Here is a 15156-nt window from a genome sequence, read left to right as displayed (position 1 = left end):
ACCGCTACGGAAACCGCCACACCGACGCGGAGGTGCCGCTGCCGCGCGTCACCCTGCCGCCCGACGCGATGGACCCGCATTCACGGCGGTTGCGCCATGTCTGCGCGATGGACGAGATGCCGCTCAGCGAACGGCAGATCCGCAACGCCCGCCGCGCATACTATGGTGCCGTCGCCTATGTGGACGACCAGATCGGTCGGCTGATGGGCGCACTGGAGGAAACCGGACTGGCCGAGGATACCGTCATCGTCCTGCTGTCCGATCATGGCGACATGCTTGGCGAACGCGGGCTGTGGTACAAAATGAGCTTCTTCGAGTCCGCCTGCCGCATCCCGCTGATCATCCGGGCGCCAGGCTGGTTTCAGGCCGGGCGGATCGCCGCCTCGGTCTCGTCGATGGACCTGCTGCCGACCCTGGTCGAGTTCGCCCATGACGGGGCGGCGCCAGGCTGGCGGACGCCGATCGACGGGCGCAGCCTGCTGCCGCACCTTCAGCGCAGCGGCGGCCATGACGAGGTGATCGGCGAATATCTCGCCGAAGGTGCCCTGGCCCCCATCGTGATGATCCGGCGCGGTCGCGACAAATTCATCCATTCACCGGCCGATCCCGACCAGCTCTACGATCTGTCCGACGATCCGGACGAACTGGTGAACCGGGCAGAGCAGCCCGCTGCCGGCTCGGCGGCGGCCGATGCCCTGCGACGCTACCGCGCCGAGGTGGAACAGCGCTGGGATCTGGCGCGCCTGCATGAGGAGGTTGTCGCCAGCCAGCAGCGGCGCCTCCTGGTGGCCGATGCGCTGCGCCAGGGGCAGCACCGCTCCTGGGATTTCCAGCCCTTCACCGACGCAGGCACCAGCTATATGCGCAACCATCTGGATCTCGACGATCTGGAAGCCATGGCCCGCTTCCCGCGCCCTGGCACCCCGGCGCATTAAAACGGCGCGCTGGCGCGCCGGACGTCTCGACCATCACCCGACAGGAGGGAGAGCACATGCGTGCACCGGAGCTTGCAATGGGCGGTTTGACAGCGGGGCGTTCGGCACTGGCCGGTCTGGTGGTCGTGATCGGGATGACGGCCGGCGCGCTGGCGATTTCGGCGGCTGCATCGGCATCGGCATCGGCGGCGGAGCCCGCGAGCTGCCAGACGGTGAGGATGGCTGATCCTGGTTGGACGGACATCACCGCGACCAATGCGGTGGCGGGAGCGCTGCTGGGAGCCATGGGCTATCAGCAGAAGATCGAGACGGTCGCCGTGCCGATCATTTTCCAGGGGCTGAAGACCGGTCAGATCGATGTCTTCCTCGGCAACTGGATGCCGGCCCAATCCACCTTCCTCGACAAGCTGATTGCCGAGAAATCGGTCGAGATCGTGCGCCCGAACCTGGAGAACGCCAAATTCACCCTGGCGGTGCCGAAGGCGGTGGCCGATGCCGGCGTGCACAGTTTCGCCGACCTCGCCCGATTCGGCGACCGGTTCGAAAAGAAGATCTACGGGATCGAGCCGGGAGCGCCGGCGAACCAGAACATCCAGCGCATGCTCGACAAGAAGGATTTCGGGCTGGAGGGCTGGACCCTGGTCGAATCGAGCGAGCAGGCCATGCTGGCACAGGCGATGCGCCGGACGCGCAGCAAGGATTGGGTGGTCTTTCTCGGCTGGCAACCGCACCCGATGAACACCCGGATCGACATGACGTATCTCAGCGGCGGCGACGCCTATTTCGGTCCGAACTATGGCAGCACCACGGTCAACACCTTGTTCCGGCGTGGCTACGGCACCGAATGCACGAATGTCCACCGCCTGTTCAGCCAACTCGCCTTCACCGTCGAAATGGAGAACGAGATCATGGCCGCCATCACCGAAGACAAGAAAGCCCCCAAGGACGCAGCGGCCAGCTACCTGAAGGCGCATCCCGACCTGCTCGGCCCCTGGCTGGCCGGCGTGTCGACCCGCGACGGCAAGGACGCTGCCACGGCCGTGCACATGGCATTGGGCCTGAAGTGACGCAACCAAACGAGAAGGAGACGTACAACCATGCTGGCCGCGTTGCGCGCATGGGTCCGGGCCCGCTTCCCCTCCTGGTTCAGGCCGACCTACCGGCCTGAACGCCATTACATGCGGGGTCCCTCCGGTTTGCGATGAGGCCGGAGGGGGAAGGGCCGCCGGATCATACGGCAACCATCTCCATCAGCCGGGCACGATCGGCCGGGGAGGCCGCTTCACCATGGAGCGTGATGCGTCCCCGTTCCACCGCGTAGAAGCGGTCGGCAACATCCAGGGCGCGGTGAATGTTCTGCTCCACCAGCAGGATGGTCAATCCCGCCCGCTTCAGTTCCGTGATGATCGCGAAGATCTCGTCGACGATCATCGGCGCCAGACCTTCCGTCGGCTCGTCGATCAGCAACAGCCTGGCGGTACCCACCATCACGCGGGCCATCGCCAGCATCTGCTGCTCGCCGCCGGACAAGGTGGTGCCGAGTTGCCGGCGCCGTTCGGCCAGCCGGGGGAAGCGGGCGAAGGCCTGTCCGATCGCCTGTTCATTCTCGCGGCGCGCCCGGCCGGGACATTGGCGCAGCCCCAGCCGCAGGTTCTCCTCGACGCTGAGGCCCGGAAAGATGCGGCGATCCTCCGGCACCAGCCCGAGCCCAAGGCGGGCAATCGCGTCGGGCGTCTGCCCGGCCAGATCGACGCCGCCGAAGCGGATCGTGCCGGAACTGGCCGGCACCCAGCCGGCGACGGATTTCAGGATGGTGGTCTTGCCGACGCCGTTGCGGCCGAACAGCCCGACCACTTCTCCCGGCCCGGCCTGCAGGGACACCCCTTGCAGAACATGGCTCAGGCCGTAATGCGCGTGCAGGTTCTCAATGGAAAGCATGGGTGTCACCCGTGTCCGAAATAGGCGGCCTGTACGGCGGGATCGGCACGCACCACGGCGGGCGGCCCTTCGGCAATCTTCCGGCCCTGGGCCATCACGACGACATGGTCCGACAGGCTCATCACCAACCCGATGTCGTGTTCGATCAGCAGCACCGTCAGGTCGCCGGCCAGCGAGCGGATCAGCGCACCGGTGTCCGCCGTGTCACCGTGGCTCATGCCCTGGGTCGGCTCGTCCAGCAGCAGCACCCGCGGCTCGGCGGCCAGCGCCACCGCGATCTCCAGCCGCCGCTGTTCCCCGTGCGACAGGTTGCCGGCAAGCTCGCGCGCCTTGGCCGACAGGCCGAAGCGCTCCAGAAGCGCGTCGGCCTTGGCGAGCGCACGACGGCTGTGGCCGACCGGACGCAGCGCGTGCCAGGGCCTCTCCAGCACCTGCGCGGCGATCCGCAGGTTCTCCAGCACCGGCAGCTCGAAGAACAGGTTGGTGATCTGGAAGGACCGCGCCAGTCCGGCGGCGAGCAGGCGGTCGGGGGACCGCCCGGTGACATCGGCGCCGTCCAGGGTGACCCGACCGCCGGTCGGGCGGATGGCGCCGCTGATCAGGTTGAACAGCGTGCTCTTGCCCGCCCCGTTCGGACCGATGACCGAGGTGATCCGTCCGGCCGCAGCCTCGAAGCCGACGCCCGCCACCGCCTGGAGTCCGCCGAAGTTTACCGACAGGTCGCGCACGCCCAATGCACAGGCGCCGCCTGCGCTGGCCGCCGCCTTGAGGGAGGATGCCGTCATGGCGTCGTCCTCCCGGTTTCAGCACTTGAGTCGCCGCGGCGACTCAACCGGGCCAGCAGCGCGCCGACCAGCCCCTTGCGCAAGAAGATGACGGACAGCATGAAGATGACCCCCACGACGATCAGGTGATGTTCGGTCCAGGATCCGACGACCGAGCGCAGAGCGGTCAGCAGCAGGCTGCCCACCACCGGCCCGACCAGCGTGCCGACGCCGCCGACGATGACGGTGATCACCGCGTTGCCGGAGGTTTCGAAGAACATCAGTTCGGGCGAGACGAAGCCGCGCAGCATCGGGTACAGCGCCCCCGCCAGCGCGGCGACGCAGGCCGCCAGCACATAGACCGCCAGCTTGTAGCGCCAGGCGTTGAAGCCCAGGAACGGCACGCGCTTCTCGTTGGCGCGGATGGCGGCCAGCGTCCGGCCGAACGGCGCGTCCATCAGATAGGACAGCCCGGCATAGGCCGCGACGGTCAGCCCCAGCACCAGCAGGAAGAAGGACAGCGGGTCGGCGGTGTCGAGACTGAACGGCCCAAATCCGACTTGGACCTGCGGGATGCCGATCAGCCCGTCCGACGCGCCCAGCGCGCGGGTGTTGTAGACGGTCTTGGCGGCGACCTGGGCCAGCCCGAAGGTGATGAGGGCGAAATAGACGCCCTTCACCCGGTTGGCGATGACGCCGCCGATCAGGCCCGCCACGCCGCCGGCCAGCAGGGCCGCTCCCATCGCCAGCCAGAAGCTGGGCGCGACATCGCGCAGGACGAGCGCCGAGACATAGGCGCCCAGCCCGAAATACAGCGCCTGCCCCAGCGACAGCAGGCCGGTGTAGCCCAGCAGCAGGTCGACGCTCATCGCCAGCCCGGCGAAGATCAGCGCCTCGGTCGCCAGACGCAGGTAGAAGCCGTTGTCGGTCGCCCAGGCGACGGCGGCCAAGCCCAGCGCCGCCGCCAGGAAGGCCAGCGCCAGCCAATGGACCGGGGCCAGACGGGACAATCCGGACGCCGGCCGGGTGCTGCCGGGATCGGAGAGGGTGTGCAATGTGGCCTCAGGCATGTCCCAGCCTCCCGAACAGGCCCTGCGGCCGGACCATCAGCACCAGCACCATGATCCCGAACACCAGCGGATCCGACCAGACCGGCGAGATGTAGAGGCTGGACAGCGCCTGGACCTGGGTCAGCAGCAGGCCGGCGATCACCGCCCCCTGGATCGACCCCATGCCGCCGACGATCACCACGGTGAAGGCCATCAGGATGAAATCGCGCCCCATGGTTGGGAACACCGAATAGATCGGCGCCAGCAGCACGCCGGCCAATCCGGCCAGCGCCACGCCGAAGGCGAAGGTGCCGGCATAGACCCGGCGCACCGGCACGCCCAGCGACGAGGCCATGTCCTTGTCGAAGGCGGCCGCCCGCACCATGGCGCCAAGCCCCGTCCGGAAGACCACCAGCCAGACCGCGGCGATCAGCGCAAGGCCGAAGCCGATCAGGAACAGCCGGTAGTTCGGCAGGAACATGCCGAGGATCTCGGTGCCGCCCTCGATGGGATTTTCGGGTCGCAGGGTGTTTGGGCCATAGACCAGCTTCAGCAGGTCCTCCAGGATCATCCCCAGCCCGAAGGTCAGCAGCAGGGTCAGGATGTGGCGGTCGCGGCTGTGGAAAACCCGCGCGATCAGCCAGCGCTCGGCCAGCCAGCCGATGGGGAGCATCAGCAGCGGCACCAGAACCAGCAGCGCCCAGAACCCGACGCCCAGCCCGGCCAGGGTCAGCGCCAGGAAGGCGCCCATGGCGTAGAATTCGCCATGGGCCATGTTGATGACGTCCAGCAGCCCGAAGATGATGGTCAGGCCCAGCGCCATCAGAACGACGGCAACCCCGAGCGACAGACCGTTCAGCGCCTGCGGCGCCAGGACGAATTGCAGATAGTCGATGAGATCGGCCATGGCCATCGGCTCCTTGACTGCGTCCTCAGAAGCGGGTGCAGAGGTCCGGCCCGATGGCCTTCTCGCCCGGAACGGTGCCGACCACGTCGAAACGGTTGTTGGTGCCGTCCGACGAGATGCGCACGGCGTACATGTCCTGGACCGCCTGATGGTCGCCGGCCCGCATGGTCTTGGTGCCCTGCGGCGTGTTCCAGCTCAGCCCTTCCATCGCCTTGCGCAGCGCCTCGGTGTCGGTGCCGCCGGCCTTCTCGACCGCCGCCTTGAAGAAGCCGATCAGGCCGTAGCTGTCGGCGCCGTAGAGGTCGGGGGCGGTGTCGTAGGCCTTGCGGAAGGCGGCGACGAAGGCCTTGTTCTCGGGCGTCGCCAGTTCGGCGGAATAGCCGACGCCGGTGACGAAGCCGTCGGCCGCCTTGCCGATGGCGCCGATGTTCTGGGCAGTGACAGTGCCCGACGCGCCGACGATGGTCAGGTTACGCAGCAGTCCGTACTCGCCCATCTGCGTCAGCAGCCGCACGGTATCGTTGCCGGCGGTGGAGGTGTAGAGCACGCTGGGCCGCGCGGCGCGGAGCTGGCCGAAATACTGCGAGTAATCCTTGCTGCCGAGGGGCGCGAAGACCTCGCCGGTCGATTGCGCGCCGGTCTTCTCCGCCGCCTCCTTGAAGGCGGCGACGGTGGAGCGGCCCATCTCGTAATCGGGGCCGAGATAATAAACCTTGGCCTTCGGCTTGTCCTTCGCCAGCCATTCCGCCAGCGCCGCCGACTGCTGACCCGCCCGCGCGTTCACCCGGAAGACGTTGGGCGAGCATTTGTCGGTGGTGATGGCGTCGGAGAAGGAGACGGTGGTGGCGATCAGCCGCCCGTTGCGCTCGGCAAGCTGGCCGACCGCCAGGGTGGAGCCGGAATTGACGGTGCCGGTCAGGAAATCGACCTTGTTGACCTGGAACAGCTTCTCCGCCTTCTGGGTGGCGACGGCGGGATTGGCCTCCTCGTCCTCGAACAGCAGCTCGACCTGACGGCCGAGAATGCCGCCGGCGGCGTTGACCTCCTTCGTCGCCAGTTCCAGGCCCCAGCGGACCTGCTGGCCGATCGGCGCGTAGGTGCCCGACAGCGGGGTCACCACCCCGATGCGGATCGGCTCGGCGGCCAGCGCCACTCCCGGCGCCACCAATGGGGCCGCCAGAAGGGCCAGCAGCGGCGGCAGGGCGTAGACTGACCTGAAAAGAGCGTTCTTGGACATGGATGGTCTCCCTCACTGGCGCGATGCCGCGCCCTGTTGTTGGAAAGGCGGCGCCCGCTCGTTCGATGGCGGGCGCTCGACGTCGGCGCCGAAACCGGAACCGGGGATCAGTTGCCCTTGAAGACCGGCTTGCGCTTCTCGTGGAAGGAGGCGACGCCTTCCTTGAAGTCCTCCGAGCCGCGCAGGCGGCCGTAGGCCTGCCCCTCGATCTCGATAGCGCCATTCACCGACACGTTGTTGCCGCTGTTCAGCACGCCCTTGATGGTGCGCTGGGCCAGCGGCGAGAAGCCGCGCAGTTCATCGACCAGGGCGGCAACCGTCGCTTCCAATTCGGCGTCGGCGACGCAGTCGGTGACGAAGCCCCAGTCGGCGGCCTGACGGCCGGGGATGCGCTTGGCCCGCATCACCATGTCCTTGGTCCGGCAGATGCCGATCATGTGCAGCAGGCGGGCCGACCCGCCGGAACCGGGGATCATGCCGATGCGCATCTCCGGCAGGGCGAACTGCGCGGTCTCCGACACGATGCGGAAGTCACAGGCGAGCGACAGCTCGAAGCCGACGCCGAAGCAATAGCCACGGACCTGGGCGATCACCGGCTTGCGGCAGCGCTCCGGGGCGGCGATGTTGACCGCCAACTCTGACACATGCTCCGCCGACTTCTCCATGAAGCCGGCGATGTTGCCGCCGGACGAGAAGTTCTCGCCCTCGGCGCGCAGGACGATCACCCGCACCTTGGGATCGCGGTCCAGCGCTGCGAACACGGCGGCGAACTGGTCGCGCTGGAGCATGCTGACGATGTTGAAGGGCGGACGGTGCAACACGATGTCGGCGCGCTCCAGGGATTCGTCGATCTCCACGCGGAAACCGTCAAGATCGGCGAGCAGGCTGTCGGTGCTGTCGAAACGGTAGGGGGTCACGGTCGGGAACTCCATGGATGAAGGCAGTGTTCAGGAGAGTGTCGGGCTGTGTGCGGCCGGGTTGTGTTCAGTGGGCTTATGTTCAGCGGGCTTGTGTTCGAGCGCGAATTCGCCGGCCTGAAGCTTGCGGCGCAGGATCTTGCCGACCGGCGATTTCGGGATTTCGTCGAGGAAGACGTACTCGCGCGGGCGCTTGAAGTTGGCGAGGCCGGAGGTGCGGCAATGGTCGTCGAGATCCTTCGCCTCGACGCCGCGGGCGCGCTTGATGAAGGCGACGACCCGCTGGCCCCAGCGCTCGTCGGGCAAGCCGGCGACCGCGACCTCCAGCACGCCGTCATGAAGCGACAGCACGCTTTCGATCTCGACCGGCGAGACGTTCTCGCCGCCGGTGATGATCATGTCGTCGACCCGGCCGGTAACGAAGAGGTCGCCGTCGGCGTCGAGGAAACCGATGTCGCCGGTGAAGTACCAGCCGGCATGCAGCGCCTTGGCGTCGGCGTCCGGCCGCTTCCAATAACCTTCGAAGGACTCGTCGCCGGACAGGTCGGCTACGATCTGCCCCTCTTCTCCGGCCGCGGCGCACGCGTCGGGATCGAAGCTGCCGAGGCGGACGATGCGGATGCGCTGGTTCAGCGCCGCCTTGCCGGCCGATCCCGGCTTTGCCGGGGCGTTCTGGTCGATGGTGAAGGTGTAGATCTCGGACGAGCCGTAATGGTTGACGAACAGCTCGGGCCGGAAGGCGGCGTCCAGCCGCTTCAGCAGGCCGTCGGTCATCGATGCCCCGGCAAAGCCCAGCTTGCGCACCGACGACACGTCGCTCCGCGCGAAGTCCGGGTCGGCCAGCAGGTCGTGGTACAGCGTCGGCACCAGATAGAGACAGGTCAGCCGCTCCGCCGCGATCAGTTCAAGCGCGCGGCCGGTGTCGAAGCGCGGCAGGCAGACGAAGCAGCCGTCGACCAACGCCATCGCCAGCAGCGAACGCACTCCCATCGTGTGGTAGAGCGGCATGACCCCCAGCGTCCGCTCGCCCCGCCGGTAGCAATTCTGGGCGACGTGGGCGATTGCGGAGGCGCGCTCCGTCCGGTGACGGCGCGGCACGCCCTTGGGCTTGCCGGTGGTGCCGGAGGTGTAGAGGAACAGCGAGATGTGCTCTGCCGTGGCGCGCGGCTGCGCTTGGGCCATCTCGCATTCCAGCAGATCGGCGAAGCGGCGGTCGCTTCCATCGCCCGGATCGCCGACCGCCCAATCGCCAATCACAATTCGGGGCAGCGCCCGCGCCGCGGCGGAGTCCCGGACGGCGTCGGCCGAAACATCCTGATAGAAGAGGGCGCGCACCTCGGCGTCGGGCAGGCAATAGTCCAACTCGTCGGCCTTCACCCGCCAGTTCAGCGGCACGACAGCGATGCCGGCCAACTGGCAGGCCCAATGGATGGTCGCCATCTCCCAAGTGTTCTGCAGCGCGGTGGCGATGCGGTCGCCGGGGCACAAGGCCAGCCGGTCGAAAGCGCCGACCAGCCGGCGGATGCGTTCCAGCCATTGCGCGTAGGTCAGCCGCAGGTCGCCGTCGACGATGGCGACCGCGTCGGGGCTGCGTTCCGCGCTGGCCAGGATGCTGCGGCCGAGGTCAAACATGGGCGACCTCCTCCATCGTCCGGCCCGTGACCTCCATCACGGCGCGGACGATGCCGGCATAGCCGGTGCAGCGGCAAAGATGGCCGCTCAGCATGTCGCGTAGCTCCTCTTCGGTGGGTTTGGGAATGCGGCCCAGGTAATCGGTCAGCGACATCAGGATGCCGGCCGTGCAGAAGCCGCATTGCAGGGCGTGATGCTGGCGGAAGGCCTCCTGAAGCGCGGTCATGCGCCCCTCGTTGGCCTGCGCCAGCCCTTCGACGGTGTCGATGCGCCGGCCGTCGGCCTGGACCGCCAGGGTCAGGCAGGCGCGGGCAGCCACGCCGTCGATGCGGACGGTGCAGGCGCCGCAGACGCCGTGTTCGCAGCCGACGCGGGTGCCGTGGGCGCCCAGCTCGTGGCGCAGGAAATCGCTGAGCAGCAGGCGCGGATGGGCGTGGCCGGTGCGCGGCGTGCCGTTCAGGACGATGGAGACGGCATGGCGCGTCTCCGCCGCCAGCGGCGATGTTGATTTCAGCGGCGGCATGACAGGGCCTCCTCAAGGACGGTGCGGCCGATCCGGCGGACGAGGTCGCGGCGGTAGCGCGCGGTGGCGTGCTGGTCGTCGTCGCCGCCGAGATCCCAGGCGAAGGCGTTCAGCGCCTCGTCGAGGTCCGGCGGCAGCCTGCCAGCGGCGAGCGGCCAGGAGCGCAGCGTCGGCCGGTCCGCCACCCCGCCGACGGCGAGGCTGGCGCGCTCCCCATCCACTGTGGCGGCGCAGGCAGCGATGGCGAAATCGCCATGCCGCATCGACTGCTCCCGGAAGGCATGGCCGCTGCCCGGACGGGCCAGCGGGAAGCGGACGCATTCGACGATCTCGTCCGACGCTTTCACGGTGGTCAGCGGCCCCAGGAAGAAATCGGCGGCGGCGACGGTGCGACGGCGGCGCAGGTTGCGCAGCACCACCTCGCCGCCGGTGGCGACCAGACAGAGCGGCGTCTCGGCGCTGGGGTCGGCATGAGCGACCGATCCGCAGAGCGTGCCGCGGTTGCGGGTCTGGAAATGGCCAACCCACGGCAGGGCGGCGGCCAGCAGAGGCACTTCCTGGGCCAGGGTCGGACGGGCCAGAACCTCGGCCTGGGTGACGGCAGCGCCGACGGTCAGCCAGCCATCGTCGGCGCGCAGCGTGCGCAGCTCCTCCAGCCGGCCGAGGTCGATCAGCAGGCGCGGCTGCACCAGCCGCATGTTCAGCATCGGCATCAGCGACTGGCCGCCGGCGATCACGCGGGCGTCGTCACCCCCGGCCGCCAGCGCCGCCAGCGCGTCGGCGACGGTCGCCGGCCGCAGATAGTCGAAGGATGCGGGTTTCATCGCTTGAGTCCCAGAAGGCGCAGCAGGCGCGCCAGAAGTGACGGGTGTTCGGCCGGTGCGGCGGTGCCACCGGCGCGCGCCACCAGCTTCTCGAAGAACTGGCCGATCAGCAGGCGCGACGCGCTGTCGAGCATCCGGCCGCCGACCGCAGCGACCTTGCCGCCGACCGACGCGCCATACCGGTAGGTGACGCGCGTGCCGGTGGGCGTGCGCTCCAGCGTGACATGCCCGGTGCCGCTGCCCGATCCGAGCGCACTGGTGCCGCTGCCGGTCAGGGTCAGCGCGTTGGGCGGGTCGAGGTCGGACAGCGCCACCTCCGCGGTGTAGCGGCCACGCACCGGGCCGATGCCGACAACAACCTCCGCCCGGTAGGCGTTGGGACCGACGAGGTCCAGCGCCTCGCAGCCGGGCAGCAGCGCCGCAAGCTCCTTCGGGTCGAGCAGGATGGCCCAGACTTGTTCGGGGTTCGCCGGCACCTCGCGGCTGCCCTCCCCGGTCAGGCCGCGCCCGCCTTTGGCGGCGGCCGACGGCGGAATTTCCCTGGCGCCGGCCGCCGGCGCCGGTCGCGGCGGTTCGGGCGGATGGATCAGCGCCGCCAGTTTAGCGGGGGTGATCGGCAAGGACGGCGGCCCGTCCACGGAAACGGCAGACAGCGCATCGGCCACCGCGTTGGCGAGGCAGACCGGCGTGCTCATACAGTTCCCCTCCCCCACCCCCTTGGCGCCGAGCGGCGTTACCGGCGACGGGCTTTCACGGTGAAGGATGACGGGAACCGGCACCTCGCAGGCGGTCGGCACCAGATAGTCGGCGAAGGTGCCGGACAGGAAGCGGCCGTCATCGCCATAGGCGTATTCCTCGTACAGCGCGGTGCCGACGGCATGGGCGAAGCCGCCAAGAATCTGACCCTCCACCAGCAGCGGGTTCAGCAGCCGGCCGGCATCGTGCATGGTGACGTAGCGGTCGATCCGCACCGCACTCGTCGTCCGGTCGATTTCCACGCCGCAAAAATCGAAAATGAAGCCGTAGCAGGCCGAACTGTTGATGTGGTCGGCGTCGGTCGGCGCCTTCAGCGGCTCCGGCGTCCAGAAGGCGGTCTCGCGCAGCGCCGCCTCCTGCCCGTCGGGCAGCGTGCCGGGCGCCCAGTGGCCGGCGGCGGCAACGCGGGAGAAGGACAGGCTGTTGTCCGGGTTGGCCTCGGAGAAGACCTTGCCGCTGGCGAAGCGCACATCGTCGGCCCGGCAGTTCAACTGTCCGGCGACCAGCACCGCCATGCGCCCGCGCAGCCGGGTCGCCGCCACCTGGGCCGCCCCCGCCACCGCCCCGGCGAAGCGGCTGGAATAATTGCCCGACGCGATCGACCAGGCATCCTTGCCGGTGTCAAGGTCGGTGTTGACGCGGATGTCCTCGAAGCGCAGGCCGAAGACGTCGGCCACCACCTGGGCCAGCACGGTGCGGTGCCCCTGCCCCTGCGGAGCCGAGGCCACCGTCACCGACACGCCACCGGTGGGATCGACGGCGACGCTGGCGGTCGCCTGCGCGCCGTTCTTCGGTCCGGCCTTGCGCCGTTCATCGGCGGTCAGGACGGTGGTGATGTAGCCCATGTTGGAGATCGACGGCTCCACCACCGCGGCGTAGCCGATGCCGTAGAGCCGCCCCTCCGCCCGCAGCGCGTCGCGCCGCGCCTTCAGCGCATCGAGCGCACCCTCGCGCACCGCCTGGTCCAGCGTCGCGCGGTAGTCGCCGCTGTCGAGCGTCCCGCCCGACGCGGTGCGGTAGGGCATGGCGTCGACCGCCACCAGATTGCGGCGGATGACGTCGAGCGGGTCGAGCCCCAACTCCGCCGCCACCCGGTTCATCAGCCGCTCCAGCCCGTAATAGAGCTGCCCGCCGCCGAAGCCGCGATTGAGACCGGTCGGCGTCTTGTTGGTGACGACGATGCGGTTGGTCACCGCCAGGTTGGGAATGTCGTAGGCGCCGGTCAGGTTGCCGTGGTTGCGGTAGAGCGAGGCCGGTTCCGGCGCCCGCAGATAGGCGCCGCAATCCTCGGTCTGCTCCATCCGCAGAGCCAGCACCCGGCCGTCCGGCTCCACCGCCGCGTCGATACGCATGCGGCGCGCGGTGGCCGAGGTGGCGGCCATCAGATGCTCCAGCCGGTCCTCCACCCACTTCACCGGCCGGCCGGCAACGCGGGCGCACAGCCCCATCAGCACGACATAGGGGAACACCGCCTGCTTGTTGCCGAAGCTGCCGCCGGAATGGGGCGGCGTCTTCAGCCGCAACCGCGATCCCGGGACGTTCAGCGCCTTCGCCATCACCGGATGGACGGCGAAGGGGCCGGAGAAGTTCGACAGCACCTCGTAGGAATCCTCGGCCGCGTCGTAATCAGCGAGGACGACGAAGCATTCCATCGGGGTGCAGGAGTTGCGGGGATACTCGACCTCGACCGACACGGTGCGGGCGGTGCTGGCGAAGGCGGCCTCGGGATCGCCGTAGCGGAAGCTGCGGCTGTTGACGAGGTTGGAGCCCACCGCCGGATGGAGCGGCTCCGACCCTTCCTCCAACGCCTGGGCAATCGAGGTCACCGGCGGCAGCGGGCGGTAGCGCACCTCGATGCGGTCGAGCGCGTCTTCGGCCAGATAGCGGCTGTCGGCCAGAACCACCGCCACCGGTTCGCCGACATGGCGCACGCGGTCAATGGCGAGACACCAATGCTCCATCGGCGCGCGGATGCCGACCAGGAACGCGCTTGCATGGCGTTTGGCGTCGGCCCCGGTCACCACAGCGGCGACGCCGGGAACCGCCAGCGCGGCAGTGGTGTCGATGCCCAGAAGGTCGGCATGGGCGTGCGGCGAGCGCAGGATCGCGGCGTGGAGGGTGCCGGGCTTCACCGGCAGATCGTCGGCATAGCGGGCAACGCCGGTCAGCAGCGCCGCATCCTCGACCCGCGGCATCGCGCGGCCGACGAATGGCGCCGGACTTGGCTTGATTTCAATGGCCTGCGTGGCGGTCGCAGGGGCCGTTTGGGTGGCCGTCATCGTCATCCTCCGGTTACCGGAGAAGACTAGACCGTTCGCCCCGCAAAGCTTTTACCGTGGAGTGTCGCGATTTACCCTAGCGTCTCATTTTCATGCATGCCCGGCCTCAGGCGGCCCCCCGCCTGCCCGGTCCACCAGATTGACGACGCGGCGGTATTCGGTGGGCGTCACGCCCTGGTGGTTGCGGAAGAAGCGGCTGAAATGGCTGGGCGCCGAAAAGCCGAGCCGGCCGGACACCTCGGTGGCGCTCTCCAGCCCGGCGGCCATGGCGTCGATGGCCGCTTCCATCCGCAGCACGTTGAAATAAAGCGCCGGGGTGATCGCCATCGTCTGCTGGAACAGCCGGAACATGTGGGCACGCGACAGACCGGCTGCGGCAGCGACGCGGCCGGCGTCGAATTCCTCGCCCAGGGTTCCCCGCATGAAACGAATGGCCTGACGGATGCGGAAGTCGCCGGCCGCCGGGGCGGCATAGCGCGTGCCGCCCAGCGTCCGCCATTCGGAGAAACGGTCGATGATGGCGATCATCAGGTCGAACAGCGCCTCCTCCATCCGCTCGCCCGACGGATCGTCATACAGCAGTTCCGCTGCCATACGGTCGGCCAGCCGGCGGATGTACGGCGTCAGCTCGCCGCAGGACTGCGCGAAGAAGCCGGGATTGCCGCTGGCGTTGAGTTCCCTCTGCATGGCGCCAAGCCAGCGCGGTTCGATGTACAGCGCCAGGATGACCGTGCGCGGAGCGCCCGGCTGGTGGGCATAGGAATGGGCCTCCCAGCTGTTGACCAGAACCGCAGTGTCGTCGCGCAGCGGATAGAGCTGTTCCCCCACCGCGAAACGGGTGTCGGCACCGGACGCCTTGATCAGCACATGGCAATGGGGATGCGCGTGATGGATCAGCGCATTGTCCATGTCCAACAAGGCGACGCGGCCAAAGCTTCCCTGATGGATGCGCATCGCTTTCGACATGGCGTCCGATCCCTTTCTACCCGCCCGCAGCCAGCGGCCGCAGGGGTAATCTTCGATAGTTTGCTTTACAAGCTAATCATCAGCGGCCGCCTTTACCAGATCCATCGGACGGGATCCCTTGGACGCATGGCTGCCGGTAACGGGAGAAGGAGCGGCAGAAAGAAGTGCCGGCCTGCTGCCCGAAGATGGCGGATCGACCTTAGTGGTGCATCCACCAAGTTGTTTAGACATTCGGGAGCGCGGCGACACCCAGTCGGCTCGGCGCGCGATGGCGCCTGCGTCGGCCCCAGACGAAGGGGTGCTTGTGCACGTTCCAGTAGGCGGTGGCCCGTTCCACCGCGGCCTCGATCTCGGCCCAGGCATCGAACCGGCGCCCTTTCAGCGCCAGTGAGCGCAGCACTTTCCACCAGGGCTCGATGAGGTTCAGGT

14 protein-coding genes are annotated in these 15156 nt (G+C 68.5%); 2 read left to right on the top strand and 12 right to left on the bottom strand.

What is annotated here, in order from left to right; translation table 11 throughout:
* A partial coding sequence (locus TSH20_RS29995; protein ID WP_146207500.1) for a sulfatase-like hydrolase/transferase occupies positions 1 to 935 on the top strand: 935 nt, incomplete at its 5' end.
* Between the two features lie 56 nt (positions 936 to 991).
* Complete coding sequence (choX, locus tag TSH20_RS29990; RefSeq protein ID WP_247871129.1) at positions 992 to 2002, top strand: choline ABC transporter substrate-binding protein; 1011 nt, start codon at positions 992 to 994, stop codon at positions 2000 to 2002.
* 163 nt (positions 2003 to 2165) lie between these two features.
* Here choX and TSH20_RS29985 read toward each other — a convergent pair whose 3' ends face one another.
* From TSH20_RS29985 to TSH20_RS29930, 12 genes are all read right to left on the bottom strand, one after another.
* Positions 2166 to 2873 (bottom strand): ABC transporter ATP-binding protein, encoded by a 708-nt coding sequence (locus TSH20_RS29985; protein ID WP_109155691.1) that lies wholly within the window; start codon positions 2871 to 2873, stop codon positions 2166 to 2168.
* Between the two features lie 5 nt (positions 2874 to 2878).
* Positions 2879 to 3658: an ABC transporter ATP-binding protein gene (locus tag TSH20_RS29980; RefSeq protein ID WP_109155690.1), complete on the bottom strand. Its 780-nt coding sequence runs from the start codon at positions 3656 to 3658 to the stop codon at positions 2879 to 2881.
* On the bottom strand, positions 3655 to 4707 hold the full coding sequence (locus tag TSH20_RS29975) for a branched-chain amino acid ABC transporter permease (RefSeq protein ID WP_109155689.1): 1053 nt from the start codon (positions 4705 to 4707) through the stop codon (positions 3655 to 3657). The genes TSH20_RS29980 and TSH20_RS29975 overlap by 4 nt, the downstream gene beginning before the upstream one ends.
* Entirely contained in the window at positions 4700 to 5593 is an 894-nt protein-coding gene (locus tag TSH20_RS29970; RefSeq protein WP_109155788.1) for a branched-chain amino acid ABC transporter permease, read from the bottom strand. Before TSH20_RS29970 ends, TSH20_RS29975 begins: the two co-directional genes overlap by 8 nt.
* 25 nt (positions 5594 to 5618) lie before the next feature.
* Positions 5619 to 6830 (bottom strand): ABC transporter substrate-binding protein, encoded by a 1212-nt coding sequence (locus TSH20_RS29965; RefSeq protein ID WP_109155688.1) that lies wholly within the window; start codon positions 6828 to 6830, stop codon positions 5619 to 5621.
* Positions 6831 to 6937: 107 nt separating this feature from the next.
* The gene (locus TSH20_RS29960) at positions 6938 to 7747 is read right to left on the bottom strand and encodes an enoyl-CoA hydratase-related protein (RefSeq protein ID WP_247871128.1); all 810 of its coding nucleotides are present in this window, start codon (positions 7745 to 7747) and stop codon (positions 6938 to 6940) included.
* A 30-nt stretch (positions 7748 to 7777) separates the two neighbouring features.
* A complete protein-coding gene (locus tag TSH20_RS29955; RefSeq protein WP_109155686.1) occupies positions 7778 to 9379 on the bottom strand; it encodes an AMP-binding protein in 1602 nt (533 codons plus the stop codon).
* Complete coding sequence (locus TSH20_RS29950) at positions 9372 to 9902, bottom strand: (2Fe-2S)-binding protein (RefSeq protein WP_109155685.1); 531 nt, start codon at positions 9900 to 9902, stop codon at positions 9372 to 9374. The genes TSH20_RS29955 and TSH20_RS29950 overlap by 8 nt, the downstream gene beginning before the upstream one ends.
* Positions 9890 to 10726 carry an FAD binding domain-containing protein gene (locus TSH20_RS29945; RefSeq protein WP_109155684.1) on the bottom strand — a complete coding sequence of 279 codons (837 nt, stop codon included), beginning with the start codon at positions 10724 to 10726 and terminating at the stop codon, positions 9890 to 9892. The genes TSH20_RS29950 and TSH20_RS29945 overlap by 13 nt, the downstream gene beginning before the upstream one ends.
* Entirely contained in the window at positions 10723 to 13761 is a 3039-nt protein-coding gene (locus tag TSH20_RS29940) for a molybdopterin cofactor-binding domain-containing protein (protein ID WP_109155683.1), read from the bottom strand. The genes TSH20_RS29945 and TSH20_RS29940 overlap by 4 nt, the downstream gene beginning before the upstream one ends.
* Before the next feature lie 90 nt (positions 13762 to 13851).
* Positions 13852 to 14727: an AraC family transcriptional regulator gene (locus tag TSH20_RS29935; RefSeq protein ID WP_109150822.1), complete on the bottom strand. Its 876-nt coding sequence runs from the start codon at positions 14725 to 14727 to the stop codon at positions 13852 to 13854.
* 223 nt (positions 14728 to 14950) lie between these two features.
* Positions 14951 to 15156 (bottom strand): hypothetical protein (locus TSH20_RS29930; RefSeq protein WP_109493010.1); only part of this gene is annotated, 206 nt, incomplete at its 5' end.

This window comes from Azospirillum sp. TSH20 (assembly GCF_003115935.1).
GTDB lineage: Bacteria > Pseudomonadota > Alphaproteobacteria > Azospirillales > Azospirillaceae > Azospirillum.
This window is presented reverse-complemented; position numbering and strand designations above follow the sequence as displayed.